This is a genomic window from Micromonospora sp. SCSIO 07396, from assembly GCF_053667945.1.
This window is the reverse complement of the sequence record NZ_CM132210.1, coordinates 1140661-1154388: the sequence shown is the minus strand read 5'-3', so window position 1 is coordinate 1154388 and position 13728 is coordinate 1140661. Positions and strand designations below refer to the sequence as shown.

Genomic DNA, 13728 nt, shown 5'->3' with positions numbered 1-13728 from the left:
GCTTCTACCGCGGTCAGGCTACCGCAGCGTGGAACGCATTCCGAGCAACGCGCTGCCGACGCGGACATGTGTCGCGCCGTATCCGATGGCCGTTTCCAGGTCGCCGCTCATCCCGGCGGAGAGCACGGTGGCCGTCGGATACCCGACCCGGAAGGCCGCCGCCACCTCGGCCAGCCGGGCGAACGCCCGCTCCGGTTCCCAGCCCAGCGGCGCCACCGCCATCAGCCCCGCCAGCCGCACCGCCTCCGCGCCGGCCAGCGCCTCGGCCACCTGGCGCAGCCCCCGCTCGGGGTCGGCCGCCTCCGGCAGGGCACCGCCACGCGCCGGGTCACCGTCCAGGCTGACCTGCACCAACGTCTGCAACGGACGGTCCCGTGCGGACTCGGCCGCGGTGGCCAGCGCGCGGGCCAGCCGGACACTGTCCACGGAGTGCACCACGTCGGCGTAGCGCACCACCGAGCGGGCCTTGTTGCGCTGCAACTGGCCGATGAAGTGCCAGCGGACGTCCGCGCCGGCCGCCGCCACCTCCGCCGCCTTCGGCGCGGCCTCCTGGTCCCGGTTCTCCCCCAGGTCGGTGACCCCGAGCCCGGCCAGCGCGACCGCGTCGCCGGCCGGGTACGTCTTGGTCACCGCGATCATCGTCACCCCGGCCGGGTCCCGGCCGGCGGCCGCGCAGGCGTCGGCGATCCGGGCCCGTACCGCGGCCAGCCCGGCCGCCAGCGCGGCGCGGCGGTCCGCACCCACCGGATCGGGTGCCGCCGTCATCGGCCGGGCCGCCCGGTCGGCGACGCGGTGACGCGACCAGCCGGGGACCCGCCCGACGGGGTGGCGTGGTTGTCCGTCATCGGCGGGCTCAGGAACCGTTCTTGAGGAAGTCGGGCACGTCGACGTCGTCGAAGAGCACCCGGCGCGGCGACTGCTGCGGCGGCGGCATGGCGGCCGGCGTGGTGACCGCCGGAGCCTGCGGGGTGGGCTGGTTCTGGTTGCTCTTGCGCGGCGACTCGGAGGCCTTGTACGCGGGCGTGCCGCCGTCGAAGCCGGCGGCGATCACGGTGACCCGCACCTCGTCGCCGAGCGCGTCGTCGATGACCGCACCGAAGATGATGTTGGCGTCCGGGTGGGCCGCGTCGGTGACCAGCTGCGCGGCGTCGTTGATCTCGAACAGGCCCAGGTCGGAGCCGCCGGCGATGGACAGCAGCACGCCCCGCGCGCCGTCCATGCTCTGCTCCAGCAGCGGGCTGGAGATGGCCGCCTCGGCCGCCTCGACCGCCCGGTTCTCGCCCCGGGCGCTGCCGATGCCCATCAGCGCGCTGCCCGCCCCGCTCATCACGCTCTTGACGTCGGCGAAGTCCAGGTTGATCAGGCCGGGCGTGGTGATCAGGTCGGTGATGCCCTGGACACCGGAGAGCAGCACCTGGTCGGCGGTGCGGAAGGCGTCCATCATGCTGATCCCCCGGTCGCCCAACGCGAGCAACCTGTCGTTCGGGATGACGATCAGCGTGTCGCACTGGTTGCGCAGTTCGTCTATCCCCGCCTCGGCCTGCACCTGGCGGCGCTTGCCCTCGAAGGAGAACGGCCGGGTCACCACGCCGATGGTCAGCGCGCCGAGCTTACGGGCGATGTTGGCCACCACCGGCGCTCCGCCGGTGCCCGTGCCACCGCCCTCGCCGCAGGTGACGAAGACCATGTCGGCGCCCTTGAGCACCTCCTCGATCTCGTCGCGGTGGTCCTCGGCGGCGTTCTTGCCGACGTCGGGGTTGGCGCCCGCGCCGAGCCCCCGGGTCAGCTCCCGGCCGACGTCGAGCTTGACGTCGGCGTCACTCATCAACAACGCCTGCGCGTCGGTGTTGATCGCGATGAACTCGACGCCCTTGAGCCCAACCTCGATCATGCGGTTGACGGCATTGACGCCGCCGCCGCCGATGCCGACGACCTTGATGACCGCCAGGTAGTTGTGCGGAGGTGTCATCTCCGGTCCTTTCCCTTCGAGATTGGCTCGCAGCGCCCCGGTACGGCGTGGCCCCGACCGGTGGTCGACGAGCTGTCACCAGCGAGGATCAGCGGTGAACCCTAACCCTCTACTAGAGGCTTACAGTTATGTCAACCACTGATCCTCTTCGGGGCAACGTAAGCGCCCCCACGCCGAGAGCCAAGGACCTCACCGGCGTGTCGCCGCCGGGAGCGTAACGACTCACGTTCGCTGCGGACCTCACCGGAAGGTGACCACGTCAGGCGCGCTCACGTCGATCGTGTCGGCCTTCCGACCGAGCAGCGCCGTGGCCACCCGCGCCTTGTCCTCGCCCCGGGTCGCGTCGCCCCACACCACCGTCCGCCCGTCGCGCAGCCTCAACCCGATCCGGGCCAGCCCCTCGACGCCCACCTCGACCAGCACGGCCCGCAACTGCGGGGTGAGGACGGCCAGCACCTGCAACGCCGCGCGGGTGCCCGGGTCGTCCGGCCCCGGCGTGGCCAACCGCACCAGCGGCAGCCCCTGCGGGGCGCGGGGCAGCTCGCGGAACACCACCCCGCTGGCGTCGAGCACCACGAACCGGTCGTCACGCGGCACCGCCGCCACCCCGGTGCGCTCCACCACCGTCACCACCAGGGTGTCCGGCCAGTCGCGGCGGACCGTGGCCCGCTCCACCGGAGGCAGCCCGCCGATCCGCCGGGCCGTCGCCGCCAGGTCCACCCGGGCCAGCGGCACCCCGTCCGGCACCGCCGCCGCGTCGCGCACCTCGACCGGGGTGACCAGCCGGGCCCCCTCCACCCGGACCTCGCGCACCCCGAACAGGCCGGAGCCGAGCACCGTCCAGGCCGCCAGGGCGGCCAGGACCAACACCCCGGCCAGCACCGCCCAGGGCAGCGCGGCCCGCATCCGCCGCTGCCGGGCCCGCGCCATGAACCGCCTGGTGGACGGCGGGACGGCGTCGCTGCCGGCCCGCACCAGCTGCCAGCGCCGCGCCGGGCCACGTCGGGGGCCGCCGTCCGCGCCCGTGGCACGGCCGGTCCGGCCCCGGGCCGGGCCCGGACTCATCCGGCGGTGGAGGCCGTGCCGTCCCGGCCCGACACCGTCGCCGGCCCGGTGGCCCGTGCGGTCAGCGCGTCGAGCAGCTGGTCACCCAGCAGCGAGATCGGCGGAGCGCCCATGGTCACCACCACGTCGCCGGGGCGGGCCCGGCGGGCCACCTCCACCGGCGCGTCGTCGAACGAGTCCACGAAGACCTTGTGCGCCGGGTCCAGCGCCACCGCCGCCAGCAACGCCGCCGACCCCTCGCCCGGCTGGCGCAGCTCACCGGGGCCGAAGACCTCCAGCAGCACCAGTTCGTCGGCGATGCCCAGGGCGGCGGCGATCTCCGCCTGGAGGTCGCGGGTGCGGTAGAGCCGGTACGGCTGGAAGACCACGATCAGCCGGCCGTCGCCGGCCACCTCGCGCAGCGTCTGCAGAGCCAGCGTCATCGAGGTCGGGTGGTAGGCGTACTCGTCGTAGACCAGCACCCCGTCCGCGACGCCCTTGCGCTCGAAGCGGCGGCGTACCCCGGGGAACGCGGCCAGCGCCGCCTCCGCCGCGGCCACCGGCAGGCCGAGCAGGTGGGCGGCGAGCACCGCCGCGGCGCTGTTGAGCCCCATGTGCCGCCCCGGCACCGGCAGCCGGATCTCGCCCAGCGACCGGCCGTCGAGCGCGGCCAGGTACCGCACCCCCTGGGCGGACGAGGCCATCCCGGACAGCCGCAGGTCGGCGTCGGCCGCCTCGCCGTACGTCCAGACCCGCCGGCCCTCGGCGCGCAGCGTCTCGGCCAGTCGCCGTCCGCCCGGGTCGTCGGCACAGGTGATGACGTACCCGGCCGGGTCGGTGAGCCTGGCGAACTCGGCGAAGGCCGCCTCCAGGGTCGCCAGGTCGCCGTAGGTGTTCAGGTGGTCGGCCTCGATGTTGGTGATGATCGACACGTACGGGCGGTAGATCAGGAACGACCTGTCGCTCTCGTCCGCCTCGACCACGAAGTGCTCGCCGGTGCCGTGGTGCGCCCCGGAGCCGACCTCGGAGATCTCCCCGCCGATGACGAAGGACGGGTCGACCCCGGCCTGCTGGAGCACCATGGTCACCATCGAGGTGGTGGTGGTCTTGCCGTGGGTGCCGGCCACCGCGACGGTCCGCCGGCCGGTCATCGCCGCGGCCAGCGCCTCGGAGCGGTGCAGCACCCGCAGCCCGCGCCGTCGTGCCTCGACCATCTCCAGGTGGTCCTGCGGAATGGCGGAGGAGTAGACGACGGTGTCCACCCCGTCGAGGTTGGCCGCCTCGTGGCTCATGTGGATGGTGCCGCCCAGTGCCCGCATCCCGGCCAGTGACGGCCACTCGCGCAGTTCGCTGCCGGAGACCGGCAGGCCCCGGGTGAGGAAGAGCCGGGCCAGGCCGCTCATGCCGACCCCGCCCACCCCGATCAGGTGGATCCGGCCCAGGTCCTCAGCGGTGAGCGTGCCGGCCGGGGTGAACTGCGCGGTGTTCATGCCAGGTACCTTCCCGTCGCGCTGGACCGGCTCACCGGGCCACCGCCTCGTAGACGAAGTTGAGCAGGGCCACGTCGCCGTCGCGTCGCCCGTACGCGGCGGCGGCGGCACCCATCGCGTACAGCCGCTGCGGGTCGCGCAGCAGGGGCAGCACGGTGCGCTCCAGCCAGGCCGGGGTCAGCTCGGCGTCGTCGACGAGCAGCCCGCCGCCGGCCTCCACCACGGGCAGCGCGTTGCGCTTCTGCTCCTGGTTGGAGTGCGGGTACGGCACGTAGATGGTGGGCAGCCCGATGGCGGCCACCTCGGCGCAGGTCATCGCCCCGCCCCGGGCCAGCATCAGGTCGGCGGCGGCGTAGCCCAGCTCCATCTCGGACAGGTAGGGCAGCGCCACGTACGGCACCGGCAGGTCGGTGGGGACCGGCACCGGCTCGTTGCGGGCACCCATCACGTGCAGCACCTGCACGCCGTTGCGGGCCAGTTCCTTGGCCGCGCCGGAGACCGCCAGGTTGATCGACCGGGCGCCCTGCGAGCCGCCGGCGACGAAGAGCACCGGCAGGTCGGGACGGAGTCCGAAGTGGGCGCGGGCGGCGGCCCGCATCGCGTTGCGGTCCAGCCCGGCGATGCCCCGGCGCAGCGGCACCCCGACCACCCGGGCGTCGCGCAGCGCCTCGGCCTGGGCCGGCTGGTGCGGGAAACCGACGGCGATGTTCTTGGTGAACTTCATGCCGAGCCGGTTGGCCACCCCCGGGGGGACGTTCACCTCGTGGATGACGATCGGCATCTCCCGCCGCCACGCGGCCAGGTAGCCGGGGACGGAGACGTACCCGCCGAAGCCGACGACCACGTCGGCGGCGACCTCGTCGATCACCTTGCCGGCGGCGCGGGCCGCCTTCCACATCCGGTCCGGGGTGCGGACCAGCCCCATGTTGACCGAGCGGGGCAGCTGGTATGCGGGGATCTGCCGCAGGTCGTAGCCGGCCGGCGGGATCAGCTCGTTCTCCAGGCCCTTGGGGGTGCCGAGGCAGGTGATCCGGACGCCCGGGTCGTGTCGGCGCAGGCAGTCGGCGAAGGCGAGCAGCGGGTAGATGTGCCCACCGGTGCCCCCTCCACAGAGCACCACCGAACGCAGCGGACCCATCAGCGTCTCCTCTCGCTCGCCGGCCCGCCCCGGGTCCGGTCCTGCCGGACGCCGCGCGGTACGGCCTGATCGTCGGGCCGCCGCCCGCGCGCCCGGGGTACGGACCCCGGGGCAGCCGGTGGCGACGCCGGTCGGCTCCGCGCACCGGGAAGCGGCGGCAACGGGGCCCAGACTAGTCGGACCCATCGGGCGGGCGGACGGGCGTGCAGGGCTCGGGCCGCGTCGGGTTCGGCGCGGGCGAAGGAGGCGAGCATGCCCACCGCGGCCAGGGTGACGACCAGGGCGCTGCCGCCGTCGGAGATGAACGGCAGCGGCACCCCGGTCAGCGGCAGCAGCTTGGTCACCCCACCGACGTTGATCACCGCCTGGCCGACCAGCCAGGCGGTGACGGCGGTGGCGGCGAGCCGGCGGAACGGGTCGGCGACCCGGCGGGCGATCCGCAGCCCGGTGTAGGCCAGCACGGCGAAGAGCACCAGGATGACGGTGCAGCCGACCACGCCCAGTTCCTCGGCGATGACGGCGAAGATGAAGTCGTTGTGGGCGGCCGGCAGCCAACCGAACTTGAGGCTGCCCTTGCCCAGCCCGACGCCGAACCAGCCGCCGTGCTCGATGGCGTTGCGGGCCTGGACCATCTGCCAGCAGGCGTCCTCGACGCACTTGGCCGGGTCGGGCGTGTCGAGGAACGAGGTGAGCCGGGCCAGCCGGTAGTTCTCCTGCCCGCGTGCCCCGGAGCCGGCCCCGAGGGAGGCCACCGCGACGAGCAGGCCGACGCCGACCAGGCCGACGGCGGAGAGCGCGGCGAAGACCCGCAGCCGCACCCCGGCCGCCCAGAGCAGCCCGACCACGATCGCCAGCAGGCAGAGCATGCTGCCCAGGTCGTTGTAGCCGACCAGCACGAAGAGCAGGCCGACGACGGGGAACAGCGGGGTGGCCAACTCCTTCCACCAGCCGAGCGCGGCACCCTTGCGGGCCACCACGTGCGCGCCCCACAGCACCAGCGCCAGCTTGGCCAGCTCGGCGGGCTGCACCTGGATCGGCCCGAGGTAGAGCCAGAGCAGGTTGGCCCGCAGCGGGCCGAGCGACGCCAGGCCGAACAGGGCGTTCAGGGCCACCAGCAGGTTGAGCACCAGCAGCAGCACCACGGCCCCGCCGAGCAGCGGCCGGCCCAGCGAGCGGAAGGTGGTGGCCGGCAGCCGTTGGCAGGCCCAGAACGCGACGATGCCGATCACCGCGAAGATGGCCTGCTTGGTCACCGAGGCGGCGGCGTCCCCGGCCTCGGCGTAGTCGCGCACGCTGGTGGCCGAGAAGACCATGGTCAGGCCGATCAGCAGCAGCAGGCCGGCGCTGGACAGCAGCAGGTAGTAGGAGGTCAACGGGCGGGCCAGCAGGCCGCGCAGCGCCGCCAGGCCGCCGGCCGGGCCCAGCCCGGACAGCCCGCCGGGCGGGTCGGCGGTACGCCCCGTGCCCGCGGCCCGCCGCGGCTGGGTCTGCGTCGTCGTCCCGGTGCTCGTGCCTAGGTCCTCCCCCACCCGCCCATCATCGCCGCTGCGGGCGGCCCGTTCCGGCCGTTCCCCCCGGTCGGCGTGTCGAAATACGAAACGGGGGGCCCTCCGGTGGGAGGGACCCCCGTCCGGCACGCCCGGCCGGTCAGCCCATGCTGGCCAGGAAGTCGCTGTAGAACAGGCCCAGCGCGATGGCCACCCCGATCCCCGCGATGATCCAGAACCTGACCACGATGTTGACCTCGCTCCAGCCGGCCAACTCGAAGTGGTGCTGGAGCGGGGACATCCGGAACACCCGCTTGCCGGTGGTCCGGAACGAGATGATCTGGATCACCACGGACATCGTGATGATCACGAAGAGCCCACCGAGGATCGGCAGCAGCAGCACCGTACGGGTGGACATCGCCATCCCGGCGATCAGCCCGCCGAGACCCAGCGCGCCGGTGTCACCCATGAAGATCCGGGCCGGCGAGGTGTTCCACCACAGGAAGCCCACGCAGGCCCCGGCCGCCGCCCCGGCGATCAGCGCGATCTCCAGCGGGTCCCGGACGGCGTAGCAGTAGTTGTTCGGGTTGGCGGTGTACGTCGGGTCGGCGCACCAGTGCCGGTACTGCCAGAAAGCGATCAGCGCGTACGCCGCCAGCACCATCACCGAGGCACCGGTGGCCAGCCCGTCCAGCCCGTCGGTGAGGTTGACCCCATTGGTCGCCGCCATCACCACCATGATGATCACGACCACCGAGGCGATCTTGCCGATCTCCAACGCCGGGATGTCCCGGATGAAGCTCAGCGTGGTGCTGCCCACCGTCTCGGTGTTGGTCGTCGCGCCGCTGGCGTCGGTCATGCTGCTCGGGAAGTACAGCGCGACCACCCCGAAGACCGCGCCGACCAGGATCTGCCCGAACAGCTTGCCGCGCTTGTTGAGCCCGCCGCTGTGCCGCTTGCGCACCTTGAGGAAGTCGTCGATGAAGCCGACCGCGCCGGAGAAGACCATCAGCCCCAGCAGCACCAGGGCGGTGATGGTCGGCTCGACCTGGGCGATCTGGGCGTCCGGCAGGGTGGTCAGGGCGAGGTGGCCGGCGACGTACGCGATCACCGTGGCCAGGATGAACACCACGCCGCCCATCGTCGGCGTGCCCTTCTTGCCCTCGTTGCTGGCCAGCCCCAGGTTCGACCGGATCGGCTGACCGGCCTTGAGCCGGGCGAACACCTTGATCGCCAGCGGGGTCGCCAGCAACGACACCAGGAACGCCACGCCGATGGCGACGATGACCGCCCTCACGCGGCACCCCCCGCGCCGGCACCGTCACCCGGGACGTCGGCCCGCAACGCGTCGGCGACCTCCCAGGTCCGGTACCGGGAGCCCTTCACCAGGACGACGTCGCCCGGTCGTAGCTCGCTGCGCAGCACCTCGACTGCCGCCGCCTGATCGGTGAGCAGCACCGACTCTCCTCCCCAGTCACTTACCGCTGTCGCGCCCTCGTGGATCGGCGCGGCCGGCTCACCCACCACGAGCAGCCGGTCGACACCGAGTTCGGCCGCGAGCCGGCCGACCTCCCGGTGCCCCTCGTCCTCGTACGCGCCCAGCTCGGCCATGTAGCCCAGCGCGGCGAACGTCCGCCCACCCCGGTGCATCCCGGCCAGCGCGCGCAGCGCCACCGCCGTCGAGGCCGGGTTGGCGTTGTACGAGTCGTCGATCACGGTCACCCCGTCGGGACGGGTGAAGACGTCCATCCGGCGGGTGGAGACCAGCCCCAGGTCGCCCAGGGCCGCCGCCAGCTCGGCCAGCGGCATGCCCAGCTCCCGGGCGACCGCCGCCGCGGCGAGCGAGTTGGAGACCTGGTGCCGGCCGGTCAGGCCGAGCCGCACCGGGGCGGTCCCCTCCGGGGTGACCAGCGTGTACGCCGGACGGCCCTGCCCGTCCAGGGTGACGTCCACCGCGCGGACATCGGCGTCGGCCGACTCGCCGTAGCGGACCACCCGGGCGGCGGTGCGTGACGCCATCGCGGCGACCAGCGGGTCGTCGGCGTTGAGCACCGCCAGCCCGTCGGCCGGCAGCGCCTCCACCAGCTCCCCCTTGGCCAGGGCGATGTTCTCCACCGAGCCGAACTCGCCCAGGTGCGCCACCCCGACGTTGAGCACCACCGAGATCCGCGGCGGCACCACGTCGCAGAGGTAACGGACGTGCCCGACGCCCCGCGCGCCCTTCTCCATCACCAGGTACCGGGTCTGCCCGGTGGCCTGCAACGCCGTGTACGGGTGCCCCAGCTCGTTGTTGAACGATCCGGGCGGGGCGACCGTCGGGCCGAGCCGGACGGCGAGCTGCGCGATCAGGTCCTTGGTGGTGGTCTTGCCCGACGACCCGGTCAGCCCGATCACGGTGAGCGCCGGCAGCCGGTCCACCACGGCGCGGGCCAGCCGGCCCAGCGCGGCCAGCGCGTCGTCCACCAGCACCATCGGCACCCCGGGCAGTTCCCGGGTGCCGAGCACCGCCACCGCGCCCTCGGCGACGGCACCGGCGGCGTAGTCGTGCCCGTCGACCCGCTCGCCGGGGAACGCGACGAACAGCGCACCGGCGGCGAGCCGGCGGGAGTCGAACTCGACCGGGCCGGTGACCCTGGTGTCGGGGTCGGCGGCGTGCAGCCGGCCGCCGACCGCCGCGGCCACCTCGGCCAGGCTCAGCGGGATCACCGCTGACCCGCCAGGTCGCCGAAGCGGACGCGCAGCGCCTCCGCCAGCTCGGTCCGGTCGTCGAACGGGTGCACCTCGCCGGCGATCTCCTGACCGCGTTCGTGTCCCTTGCCGAGCAGCGCCACCACGTCACCCGGCCCGGCCAGCCGGACCGCCTCGGCGATCGCCTCCCGCCGGCCCGGCACCTCGACGATCCGGGCGGCGGCGTCGGCCCCGTACGCCCCGGCCAGCACCTCGGCCCGGATCGTCGCCGGGTCCTCGGTGCGCGGGTTGTCGTCGGTCACCAGCACCACGTCGGCGCCCCGGGCGGCGGCGGCACCCATCGCCGGGCGCTTGCCCCGGTCCCGGTCGCCACCGGCGCCGATGACGCAGATCAGCCGGCCGGTGCCCGAGTCCCGCAGCGCGGCCAGGGCGGCCACCACGGCGTCGGTCTTGTGCGCGTAGTCGACCACGCCGCGCACCGGGGCGTCCCCGCTGACCAGTTCCAGCCGGCCGGGCACCCCGCCGCAGGCGGTCACCCCGGCGGCGGCGGTGGTCGGGTCGACCCCGGCGGCGACCAGGCAGGCGATCGCGAGCAGCGCGTTGGCCACGTTGTGCCGGCCGGGCAGCGCCACCCCGGCGGGCAGGACCAGGTCGTCCGGGCCGTGCGCGGTGAACCGCTGGGCAAAACCCTCGCCGCCGACCCGGTCGGCCCACCAGGTGGCGGTCGGGTCGCCGGCCGCCGAGTAGCTGACCGTGGCCGGCCGGTACAGCGGGCGCAGCGCCGGGTCGTCGTGGTTGAGCACCTCGACCCGGCAGCGCCCGTCGAACAGCTTCGCCTTCGCCGCGAAGTAGTCGGCCGAGTCGGCGTGGAAGTCGAGGTGGTCGGAGCCGAAGTTGGTGTAGCCGCCGACGGTGAACCGGACCCCGCCGACCCGGCCCATCGCCAGGGCGTGGCTGGACACCTCCATCACCACCGCGGTCACCCCGCGCTCGCGCGCGGCGGCGAGCAGGGCATGCAGGTCGGTGGCCTCCGGGGTGGTCCGGACGCTGTCGGTCACCAGGTCGCCCAGCCGGGTCTCCACGGTGCCGATCAGGCCGGTGACGTGGCCGGCGGCGCGCAACCCGGACTCGATCAGGTAGGCCGTCGAGGTCTTGCCGGCGGTGCCGGTCACCCCGATCACGGTGAGTCCGTCGGTGGGGTCGCCGTAGACGGCGGCGGCCAGCTCGCCGAGCACCGCCCGGGGGTCGGGCGTCACCAGGACGGGCAGCCCGGTCGCGCCGGCCGTCGCCGCGCCGGCCGGGTCGGTCAGCACGGCCACCGCGCCGGCCGTGGCGGCGGCGGCGGCGAACTGGGCGCCGTGCCGGTGGGCGCCGGGCAACGCGGCGTACAGGTCGCCGGGGCGGACCTCCTGGCTGGCGTGGGTCACCCCGGTCACGACCAGCGCGGCGGCGTCGGCCGCAGGCGTCACGGCGAGCCGGTCGGCGAGGTCGCCGAGCCGGACTCCGGGCACGGTACGGGGGCGTGGATTGCCGGGCACGGCGTCAGACCCTACCCGGTCGTCCGGTTCCGGCCGCACAGCCGCCCCGGTGGTTCGTCGGCACTCACCGATGATGTCCCGCCGTTCCCGGTCAGCGCGGAAAGACCTCGAAGTTGGGGGATTTCCCGCGCGACGGCGGGACCCGGTAGTGACGCAGCGTGAAGCCCATCATCTCGCGGAACGCCGGGGCGACGACCGCGCCGCCACCGCCCTCGGGGTTCCACACGAAGACCGCCACCACGTACCGGGGGGCCTCGGCGGGGGCCATCCCGATGAACGAGCCGACCTCGCCGGGTTGCTGCTTGCCGTCGAGGTAGCGCAGCCCGGTGCCGGTCTTGCCGGCGATCCGGTAGCCGGGCACGGCGGCGGCCAGGCCGGTCGCGCCGTCGACCGTGGTCACCGCCTCCAGCAGGGTACGCAGCGCGGCGGCGTTGCCCGGGCTGAGCACCGAACGGGTGACCGGGGCGGCGGCCGGGGTACGCCTGCCGTCCGCCCCGACCACCTCCTTGATCAGGTGGGGCTGGACGTAGGTGCCGTCGTTGGCGATGGTGGCGTACGCGGCGGCCATCTGCAGCGGGGTGGCGTCGACGCTGTGCCCGATCGGCACCGAGCCGTACGACGAGCCGCTCCACCGGTCGGCCGGGAGCAGCCGCCCGGACGCCTCGCCGGGCATCCCCTCGCCGGTGGGCTGCCCCAGCCCGAACCGCTTCTGGTAGTCGATCAGCCGGTCGGGGCCGAGCCGGTCGCCGATCTCGATGGTGCCGACGTTCGACGAGTAGGCGAGCATCCCGGCCACGCTCAGCTTCTTGCCGTCGGCGGGGTGGGTGTCGCGGAAGGTGACGTCGCCCCGGGTGATGGTGTTGGCGACCGGCCAGGCGCTGTCCGGGGTGATGACGCCCTCCTGCAGGGCCGCGCCGTAGGTGATCGCCTTGTGCACCGACCCGGGGTCGACCACGAAGCTGGTCGCGGCGTCCTCCCGGTCGGTGGGTCGGCTCTGCTCCGGCGACGCCGCGTTGTAGGTCGGGTTGCTCGCCTGGGCCAGCACCTCGCCGGTCCTGACGTCGAGCACCACCGCCGCGCCGATCGCGCCCCGGGTCTGCGCCATCTGCCGGCTGAGGATCTGCTGCACCTGGAACTGGAGGTCCCGGTCGATGGTGAGCACCAGCGAGCTGCCCGGCTTGGGTTCGGTGGTCTGGCTGTAGCCGCCGGGGATGGGCGCGTTGAGGTCACCGAGGCCGGCCTCGTACACCCGGCGGCCGTCCTGCCCGCGCAGCACGTCGTCGTAGCGGGCCTCCAGGCCCTCCAGGCCGTCCATGTCCTGGCTGGTGAAGCCGACCAGGTTGGCGGCCAGGTCACCGCCGGGCACCTCGCGGCGTTCGTCTCGGTGGGTGCCGATGCCGGCCAGGTCGAGGGCCTCGATCTGCTTGGCCCGGGCGACGTCGACGCCCCGGGCCAGGTAGCGGAACTGGAGGCCGCCCTGGCGTTTCATCTTCTCGGCCAGTTCGGAGACCGGGAGGCCGAGCAGCGGGGAGAGCAGCTTCGCGGTCTCCGTGCGGTCCTTGACCATGGTGGGGTCGGCGAAGACGTACCGTGCCTCGACGCTGCGGGCCAGCGGTGCGCCGGTGCGGTCCTCGATCGACCCGCGCGGGGCCAGCAGGTCGACCCGGGTGAGCCGGCCGCTGACGCCGCCGCCGGCATACGCCGGGGTGTCCACGGCCTGGAGGACGACCAGCCGGATGCCGATCACCGCGAACATCGCCAGCACCAGCACGGTGCCCAGCCGCAGCCGGCGACGCGGCTCGGCGAGCTTCGGCGGGCGGCGCGGCTTGCGCACCGGCCGTCGCCCGGCCGGCCGGTCGGTACGCCGGGGCGCCTCGGTCCGGCGCGGGGCGCCCCGGCCGGGGGTGTCGGTACGGCGGCCGGGGCGGCGGCGGGGCGTGGGCGGCTCGGCGAACTCGTCGTCGTCGGGGGCGGCCCTCGGCGGCACGGTCCGGATGACGGCGGTGCGCCCGGTCGGGGCGGCCTCCCGCCGGCCGGCCCGGTTGGCGGCGGCCCGACCGGGGGCGGCCCGGCCACCGTCGAGCACCTGCAGGGCGGGGCGGAACGGGTCGCCGGAGCGGCCGGCCCGGGGGGTACGCCGCTGTCCGCCCCGGTCCTCGCTGCTCTCCCGGATGGTCCGGCCCCGGGGGGTGTACGCCCGTGCGTCGGAGATCCCCCCGACGTCCCCGGTCCGGGGCTGCCCGGTGCGGGGCTCACCGGCGCGGCCCTGTCCCCGGGGCTCACCGGCGCGGGGTCCGGCGGCCGGGGGTTCCCCGCCGCGCGGCTCGGGGGTGCGTGGTTCCGGGGTGCGTGGTTCCGGCGTCCGGGGCCCGCC

General features: G+C 74.5%; 10 protein-coding genes. All 10 read right to left on the bottom strand.

Going from position 1 to position 13728, the window contains the following annotated elements; all coding sequences use genetic code 11:
- Positions 1-18 precede the first annotated feature (18 nt).
- Complete coding sequence (locus tag ACWCHM_RS05200; protein WP_454221625.1) at positions 19-765, bottom strand: YggS family pyridoxal phosphate-dependent enzyme; 747 nt, start codon at positions 763-765, stop codon at positions 19-21.
- Positions 766-853: 88 nt separating this feature from the next.
- A complete protein-coding gene (gene ftsZ, locus ACWCHM_RS05195) occupies positions 854-1969 on the bottom strand; it encodes a cell division protein FtsZ (RefSeq protein WP_204959270.1) in 1116 nt (371 codons plus the stop codon).
- A gap of 240 nt (positions 1970-2209) precedes the next feature.
- On the bottom strand, positions 2210-3034 hold the full coding sequence (locus ACWCHM_RS05190; RefSeq protein WP_204959271.1) for a cell division protein FtsQ/DivIB: 825 nt from the start codon (positions 3032-3034) through the stop codon (positions 2210-2212).
- A complete protein-coding gene (gene murC / locus ACWCHM_RS05185; RefSeq protein WP_204959272.1) occupies positions 3031-4503 on the bottom strand; it encodes a UDP-N-acetylmuramate--L-alanine ligase in 1473 nt (490 codons plus the stop codon). Before murC ends, ACWCHM_RS05190 begins: the two co-directional genes overlap by 4 nt.
- Before the next feature lie 31 nt (positions 4504-4534).
- Positions 4535-5641, bottom strand: a complete 1107-nt coding sequence (murG, locus tag ACWCHM_RS05180) for an undecaprenyldiphospho-muramoylpentapeptide beta-N-acetylglucosaminyltransferase (RefSeq protein ID WP_204959273.1) — start codon at positions 5639-5641, stop codon at positions 4535-4537.
- On the bottom strand, positions 5641-7047 hold the full coding sequence (locus ACWCHM_RS05175) for an FtsW/RodA/SpoVE family cell cycle protein (RefSeq protein WP_204959632.1): 1407 nt from the start codon (positions 7045-7047) through the stop codon (positions 5641-5643). Before ACWCHM_RS05175 ends, murG begins: the two co-directional genes overlap by 1 nt.
- A 241-nt stretch (positions 7048-7288) precedes the next feature.
- Complete coding sequence (gene mraY, locus ACWCHM_RS05170; RefSeq protein ID WP_204959274.1) at positions 7289-8425, bottom strand: phospho-N-acetylmuramoyl-pentapeptide-transferase; 1137 nt, start codon at positions 8423-8425, stop codon at positions 7289-7291.
- The gene (locus tag ACWCHM_RS05165; protein WP_454221624.1) at positions 8422-9834 is read right to left on the bottom strand and encodes a UDP-N-acetylmuramoyl-tripeptide--D-alanyl-D-alanine ligase; all 1413 of its coding nucleotides are present in this window, start codon (positions 9832-9834) and stop codon (positions 8422-8424) included. Before ACWCHM_RS05165 ends, mraY begins: the two co-directional genes overlap by 4 nt.
- The gene (locus tag ACWCHM_RS05160; RefSeq protein WP_204959276.1) at positions 9831-11393 is read right to left on the bottom strand and encodes a UDP-N-acetylmuramoyl-L-alanyl-D-glutamate--2,6-diaminopimelate ligase; all 1563 of its coding nucleotides are present in this window, start codon (positions 11391-11393) and stop codon (positions 9831-9833) included. Before ACWCHM_RS05160 ends, ACWCHM_RS05165 begins: the two co-directional genes overlap by 4 nt.
- Positions 11394-11445: 52 nt before the next feature.
- Positions 11446-13440, bottom strand: coding sequence for a peptidoglycan D,D-transpeptidase FtsI family protein (locus tag ACWCHM_RS05155; RefSeq protein ID WP_421490373.1), 1995 nt, complete (start codon positions 13438-13440; stop codon positions 11446-11448).
- Positions 13441-13728 lie beyond the last annotated feature (288 nt).

Excerpts from the sequence above, each read along its gene's own strand:
- murC (WP_204959272.1), bottom strand. The coding sequence starts at position 4,503 with ATGAACACCGCGCAGTTCACCCCGGCCGGCACGCTCACCGCTGAGGAC.
- ACWCHM_RS05200 (WP_454221625.1), bottom strand. The coding sequence starts at position 765 with ATGACGGCGGCACCCGATCCGGTGGGTGCGGACCGCCGCGCCGCGCTG.
- murG (WP_204959273.1), bottom strand. The coding sequence starts at position 5,641 with ATGGGTCCGCTGCGTTCGGTGGTGCTCTGTGGAGGGGGCACCGGTGGG.
- ftsZ (WP_204959270.1), bottom strand. The coding sequence starts at position 1,969 with ATGACACCTCCGCACAACTACCTGGCGGTCATCAAGGTCGTCGGCATC.
- ACWCHM_RS05190 (WP_204959271.1), bottom strand. The coding sequence starts at position 3,034 with ATGAGTCCGGGCCCGGCCCGGGGCCGGACCGGCCGTGCCACGGGCGCG.